Below are 6,617 nucleotides of genomic sequence, written 5' to 3' on the forward strand. Positions count from 1 at the left end.
CCCCCACCCCGCTGCGCACGCTCTATCCCCCCATCGAGCCCTACCGCTCAGGTCGGCTGAGCGTCACGGGTGACCACTCGCTGTACTTCGAGGAGTGCGGCAACCCCGACGGCAAGCCCGTCGTGTTCGTGCACGGCGGCCCGGGCGGCGGCACCGACGCGAAGCAGCGCCGCTTCTTCGACCCCAGCGTGTACCGCATCATCCTCTTCGACCAGCGCGGCTGCGGCCGCAGCACCCCGCACGCCAGCCTGGTGATGAACACCACCTGGGACCTGGTGGCGGACATGGAGCGGCTGCGCGAACACCTGGGCCTGGAGCACTGGCAGCTCTTCGGCGGCTCGTGGGGCAGCACCCTGTCACTCGCCTACGCCCAGGCCCATCCGGAGCGCGTCACGGAGCTGGTGCTGCGCGGCATCTTCCTCTTGCGCAAGCAGGAGATCGACTGGTTCTACCAGCGCGGCGCGGACGCGCTGTTCCCGGACGCGTGGGAGCACTACCTCGCCCCCATCCCGGAGGAGGAGCGCGGGGACCTGCTCCAGGCCTACGCGAGGCGGCTGTTCGGTGACGACCGCCACGCGCAGCAGGAAGCCGCGAGGGCGTGGAGCATGTGGGAAGGCCGCACGAGCTGCCTCTACACCAACCCGGAGCTCATCGCGCGCAACGCGGGGGATGACTTCGCCATCGCCTTCGCGCGCATCGAGTGCCACTACTTCGTCAACAGGGGCTGGATGCGCAGCGACACCCAGCTGTTGGATGACGTGCACCGGATCCGCCACATCCCCGCCGTCATCGTGCAGGGCCGCTACGACGTCGTCTGCCCGCCGGAGAGCGCGTGGGCCCTGCACCGAGCGTGGCCCGAAGCACAGCTCGTCATCGTCCCGGACGCGGGCCACTCCGCCAACGAGCCCGGCAACACGTCCGCGCTGGTGGAGGCCACCGACCGCTTCGGCAGCCGGCGGTAACCCGACCGCGGGGGCCGGCTACATGTCCTGCCCCTCTTCGTCGTCCGTCACCCATTCACACTTCGGGGCAATCCACACGAAGTGCCCCAGGTGCCGCCGCTCCGCCTGGGCCGTGGGGTCCCGCCCGGGCACGAAGACGCTGAAGGCCTTCCAGCCCTCCGGGCCCTCCGCGTCCGCCTTCGCCAGCACCTTCGACAGGTCCTGCGCCCCCGTCTCACCCGACAGGTACGGAGAGACGATGAGCTTCCCGCAGCCGGGGCCCACGAGCATGCCCACGTCCGGCATGCGGCTGTTCATCGCGGGCTCCTGCGCGACCACCGCCACCGGAGCCCCCAGCTCCGTCAGCACCGTCTTGAAGTGGGTCTGGCGGGCCTGACAGTCCACGCTCACGTTCTTGAGCATCATCTCGGCCATCGTGTCCCCCTGACGCGCCTTCTCCTGGAGTGACGCGACTCGCGCCTTCGCCGCTTCCTGCTCCTGGGGATTGCAGGCGCCCGCGCACTGTCCCTTCATCACGTGCCGGGCCAGCACCGCGTCGCCCTGCACCACGCGCAGCAGCAGGTCCGTGGCCGGGCACGCCAGCGCGGGGCTCGGGGCGACGCGGTGGACGGTCAGCTCCAGCCCGGGCGCATCCGGGAACGCGAACGTCCCTTCCGCCTTCGCGTCCGCGGGCAGCTCCGCCTTCAACGCGTTGGGCGCCGGGCACGCCAGCGCGGCGGTGCCGGTGAGCTGTTGCACGGCGACGTCCGGCACCATCGGCCGCACCAGCGCCCGGGCCGCCTGGGCCTCCGCCTTCGTCCCGCACACGCCCAGCAGCAGGACGTGCTGGCCTTCCGGGAGCCCCGGCAGCGACTTGGAGGCCACCAGCTTGGGGAAGCCCTTCGCCGGCTTCACCCACGCGAGCGCGCGCGCCTTCTTCTGCGCCGCGAGCAGCTTCGCCACCGTGGGGCGCTTCGCGTCCTGGCCCAGGATGATGGCCCACGGAGCCTCTGGAGCCTGGGCGGCCCAGGCACTCGGAGGACCCAGGCTGCACAGCAGGAGGAGAAGACAGACGGTCCGGACGGGATGCGCGCGCATGGCCGCGCACTTAATCCATCCGCCTACGGCGTTGAAAGTCCCAGCTCCTTCAAGAGCCGCTCCGCGCCGTACACCTGACGGAGCGCCGCTTCGATGCCGCGGCTGTCCACCGCCACCGCGCGGTTCACCGCCGCGTCGAAGCCGTAGTCCCCGCCCAACGACTGGATGTTGCCGTCGAACGCGAGGCCCACGATCTCCGCCTGCGCGTCCAGGATGGGCGACCCGGAGTTGCCCCCCACGATGTCGTTGCTGGTGACGAAGTTCAGCGGCGTCTCCGGGGGCAGCTTCGCCTTCGCCCGGAGCCAGCTCGGCGGAAGCTTGAACGGCTCCTGTCCGGTGGCGCGCGCGTACAGCCCCGCCACGGTCGTGAACGGAGCCACCTGCTTCCCGTTCGCCGTGTAGCCCTGCACGCTGCCGTACGACAGGCGCGGCGTGAAGGTCGCGTCCGGCGCCACCGCCGTGCCGTACAGGTCGAAGCGCGCATGGCCGATGCGCTCCCCGTTGCGCTTGAGGACCGCCGCCACCTCGTTCTCGTAGCGCTTGCGCACCTCGCGGGCCGGGCCGTCCAGCGTGCGCGCCAGAATCACCATCGGATCCTTCGACGCCGCGATGGCCGCTGTCCCTCCCGCCAGCAGCTTCCTGCGCACCGCCACCGTCTGGAGCTGGCTGCCGCGCACCGCCCGCTTCGCCACCACCTCCGGCGAGTCCTTGCCCAGCACCGCCTTCACCGCCGGATGGTCCGGGGACAGGTCCTCGCGCAGGCGCGTGAGGTAGAAGCCCAGCACCAGCTCCTCCAGCGCCGGGTACATCGGCGCGGGGTTGAACAGGAACTGCTCCGTCGCGGGCCGGTTCGCTTCGGAGAACTCCGGCAGCCGCTGCTCGTTGGGCTTGCCCGCCTCCTCCGTCGCGCGTACCAGCGTCGCCGCCACGTCGAAGAGCTGCGAGCCCATGCCCGCCATCTGCTCCAGCATCCGCAGCTCGCGGCGGAACGTCTTCAGCGTGTCCATCGCCTTCGCGCTGGCGTCCCACGCGTCGCCGTACTGCTGCTGGAGCTTCGCGTCCTGGCCCACCTTCGCGCGCAGCGCGCGTTCGTTGTCGGAGAGCTGCGCCCAGAACGCGGGCTCCACCAGCGCCTCGCGCCCGCCCTTCATCGACTTGATGGCGTTCTCCAGCTCGAACAGCCGCTCCTCCGACATGCGCGCGAACTCCGGCCCCCGGCGCGCGAACTCCTGCAACCGCCCGCGCAGCTCCGAGCGCCAGAAGAGGTTCTCCGGCAGCGAATGGTCCCGCTGGTACGCAAGCTGCGCCAGCGTGTTCATCCGCGACGTGCTGCCCGGGTTGCCCGGCACGAACGTCACCGCGCCGTCCTTCGGCCCCCCCTTGCTCCAGCGGAAGTACGGCTCCGTCCTCGCGGGCTTGCCGTCGCGGTACACGCGCATGAACGACACGTCCAGGTCGTAGCGGGGGAACTCGAAGTTGTCCGGGTCTCCACCAAAGGCCGCGATGGCCGTCTCCGGCGCGAAGACGAGCCGCACGTCCTGCATCCGCTCGTAGGTGTACAGGTCGTAGCGGCCGCCCTGGTACAGCGTGACGACCTCGCACCGCAGGTCGTCCCGCGTGGCGCACGCCGTCTCCAGCCTCGCGAACACCGCGCGCTGCGCGTCCTCGAAGGGCTCGCCCTGCAGGCCCTGCGTCGCGCCCTGCACGTCCTTCGTGACGTCGCGGATGTCCGTCAGCCGGTTCACCTCCATCGTGGGACAGCGGGGCTCGTCCGCCAGCGTGCGCGCGACGAAGCCGTCCTTCGACAGGTCCTTCTTCGCGGTGGACAGCTGCGCGATGCAGTTGTGCGCGCAGTGGTGGTTGGTCATCACCAGGCCGTCCGGCGACACGAAGCTTCCGGAGCACCCTTCCGTCAGCCGCGCCGACCCCAGCCGCACCGTGTCCAACCACGCCTGCGTGGGCTTGAAGCCGTACTTCTTCGCCACCGCGTCCGAGGGGAAGTGGTTGAAGGTCCACATCCCCTCATCGGCCCGCGCGAAGAGGGGCGCGGCGACGACGGCGAGCAGCAGGACAAGGCAACAGGAGCGTTTCACGTCGGACGTCCTTCCGGTGCGAGCGGCGCGGACCTCGCCCTATACCCCGCTCGGCACCGGCTGTCCGGAAACGCGCCGGGCCCGCTATCCGCGAGCGGTCAACGCCTTCGCCAGCTCCTCATAGAGGTGGATGGCGGAGCGGATGGACTTCTCCCAGTCGCCCAGGTGCAGGCTCTCGTTCTCCGAGTGGGCGTACGTGTACGGATCCTCCACGCCGATGAGCAGCGCGGGCACGCCGCCCAGTTCCTTGGCGAACGGCTCCACGAACGGGATGGATCCACCGCACCCGATGGTGACGGGCTTCTTCGCGTAGCCCTTCTCCAGCGCGCGGAACGCCGCCTGGAAGGCCGGGTGCGACGAGTCCGTGTACCACCAGCCGGAAGCCTGGTCCTCGCGGATCTCCAGCTCCAACCCCCACGGGCACACCTTCTTGAGATGGGCCACCAGCCGGCGCTGCACGTCCTCCGGATCCAGGTCCGGCACCACGCGGATGCCCACGCGCGCCCACGCCGACTCCACGATGATGTTGCGCGCGTCCTTGCGGCTGCTGGCCTGGATGGCGTTGATGGCCAGGCTGGGCTGACGCCAGTTCGTCTCCCACGGGTGACGTCCACCGCCCAACAGCTCCACGCCGTCGTTCAAGCCCACCTGCTCACGGAAGGTGGCGTTGTCGCCAGGCAGCGCCTGGATGCTCTGCCGCTCCGCGTCCGTCAGCGGCTTCACGTGCTCCATCACCCCTTCGATGGCGATGGAGCCGTCCGCGTGCGTCAGCGTCGCGAGCATCCGGCACAGCGCCATCGCCGGATCCGGCACCGGCCCGCCCCACATGCCGGAGTGCACCGCCTGCTTCAGGCCCCGCACCTCCACGTCCACCGTCACCAGGCCGCGCAGCGCCGTGGTGATGGACGGCAGGCCCGTGTCGAAGTTCGACGTGTCCGTCAACACGATGGCGTCCGCCGCCACCAACTTCGCGTGCTTCTGGAGAAATGCACCCAGGTGGTCACTGCCGGCTTCTTCCTCGCCTTCGATGACGACCTTCACGTTGAGTGGGAGCTGGCCGGTGCTCTTGAGCCACGCGTCCACCGCGGAGGTGTGCACGACGATGCCGGCCTTGTCGTCCGCCGCACCGCGTCCGTACAGGCGACCGTCGCGCAGCTCCGGCTCGAAGGGCGGGCTCTTCCAGGCGGATTCGTCCCCGGCGGGCTGCACGTCGTGGTGCGCGTAGAGCAGGAGCGTGGGTCTGCCCGGCGCCTTGAGCACCTCGCCATAGACATACGGATGGGCTCCTTCGATTTCGAGGAGCTGGACGTTTTCAAACCCACGGTCTTTCAACAGCGCGGCGGTTGCTTCGGCGCTCTTGCGCACGAGGCCCGCGTCAAAGCCGGGAAAGGACACGCTGGGTATGCGTACGAGGGTCTTGAGGTCCTCGAGGTACGCGGCTTTCTGGGACTCGAAATGGGACAGCGCGAGGTCGGTGGACATGCCCACCCCTTAACCCAAAAGGCGGGCAGGCGCCGCACGACAGCCGCGCCGAAAACCGCGCGGCCCATGTATCCTGCCGCCCATGTCTGGACTGCCAACCCTGCTGCTGGTGGATGACGACAGTTTCGTGCGTCGCATCCTCAAGGATGTCATCGCGGAGACGGGCATTGCCCTGAGACTGCTGGAGGCATCGGACGGGGAAGAGGGACTGGCGCTGGCCGCGAAGGAGCAGCCCGCGGTGATGTTCCTGGACCTGTTCATGCCGAAGAAGAGCGGGCTGGAAGTGCTGGGTGCCATCAAGAGCGTGTCGCCGGGAACGCGCGTGCTCGTCATCAGCAGCATGGACGCCGAACCGGTGGTGGAGCAGGCCATCGCCGCGGGAGCGGTGGGCTTCGTGGGCAAGCCCTTCCACCCCATGGAAATCGCGTCGGCCATGCGCGAGGCCCTCGCGTCCTGATTCCGAGGTCCCCGTGTCGTCATCCGCTGTCGGTTACTGGGTGGGAGATTCGCTCGGCCGTGTGCTGGGCCCACTCCAGCTGCAAGCATTCCGTGAACTCATCGCCTCCGGCCGGTTGAAGACGGCCGTGCGCGCGTCGCGCGATGGGACGAATTGGATCCCACTCCAGGAGCTGCCGGAGGTGCGCGACCTGTTCGCCGCCGCGCCGTCGCCTTCGGTGGAGAGCCAGCAGGCGGAGCGCCTGCGCACCCAGCTGCGCGGCCTGCTGCACCTGCCGCCGCACGAAGTCTTCGGGCTCAAGCCGCAGGCGACGCTGGATGAGTTCCGCACCGCCTTCTTCCGCATGGCGAAGCGCTTCTCGCCGGACCACCTGTCGCCGGATCTGCACCCGGAGTTGCGGAAGATCTCCGTGGAGATCTTCGACTTCCTCTCGCGGCGGATCCGCGAGGCGGAGACGCTCTTCCTCCAGGGCGCGATGCAGCCGCCACCTCCGCCGCCTCCCCGGCTGGACATGGGCGGCGCGCTGCCTGTCTCTTATCCACATCT

The 6,617-nt window shown here is 69.6% G+C and carries 5 protein-coding genes and 1 pseudogene; 3 read left to right on the top strand and 3 right to left on the bottom strand.

Features of this window, described 5'->3' with window-relative positions; genetic code table 11:
- Window positions 1-11 precede the first annotated feature (11 nt).
- Window positions 12-962, top strand: a complete 951-nt coding sequence (pip, locus tag D7X74_RS37920) for a prolyl aminopeptidase (protein ID WP_120537857.1) — start codon at window positions 12-14, stop codon at window positions 960-962.
- An 18-nt stretch (window positions 963-980) separates the two neighbouring features.
- On the opposite strand, the gene D7X74_RS37925 is transcribed toward pip, so the two are convergent.
- From D7X74_RS37925 to D7X74_RS37935, 3 genes are all read right to left on the bottom strand, one after another.
- Window positions 981-2,039, bottom strand: coding sequence for a hypothetical protein (locus tag D7X74_RS37925; protein ID WP_120537853.1), 1,059 nt, complete (start codon window positions 2,037-2,039; stop codon window positions 981-983).
- A gap of 23 nt (window positions 2,040-2,062) precedes the next feature.
- Window positions 2,063-4,132: a S46 family peptidase gene (locus D7X74_RS37930; protein WP_370450853.1), complete on the bottom strand. Its 2,070-nt coding sequence runs from the start codon at window positions 4,130-4,132 to the stop codon at window positions 2,063-2,065.
- 84 nt (window positions 4,133-4,216) lie between these two features.
- On the bottom strand, window positions 4,217-5,614 hold the full coding sequence (locus tag D7X74_RS37935) for a M20/M25/M40 family metallo-hydrolase (RefSeq protein WP_199732981.1): 1,398 nt from the start codon (window positions 5,612-5,614) through the stop codon (window positions 4,217-4,219).
- A gap of 82 nt (window positions 5,615-5,696) precedes the next feature.
- Between D7X74_RS37935 and D7X74_RS37940 the strand changes: the two genes are divergently transcribed.
- Window positions 5,697-6,071, top strand: a complete 375-nt coding sequence (locus D7X74_RS37940; RefSeq protein ID WP_120537856.1) for a response regulator transcription factor — start codon at window positions 5,697-5,699, stop codon at window positions 6,069-6,071.
- 13 nt (window positions 6,072-6,084) lie between these two features.
- A pseudogene (locus D7X74_RS37945) lies at window positions 6,085-6,617 on the top strand (J domain-containing protein); the annotation flags it as partial.

It is taken from the genome of Corallococcus sp. CA047B (assembly GCF_003612065.1).
Classification (GTDB): Bacteria; Myxococcota; Myxococcia; order Myxococcales; family Myxococcaceae; genus Corallococcus; species Corallococcus praedator.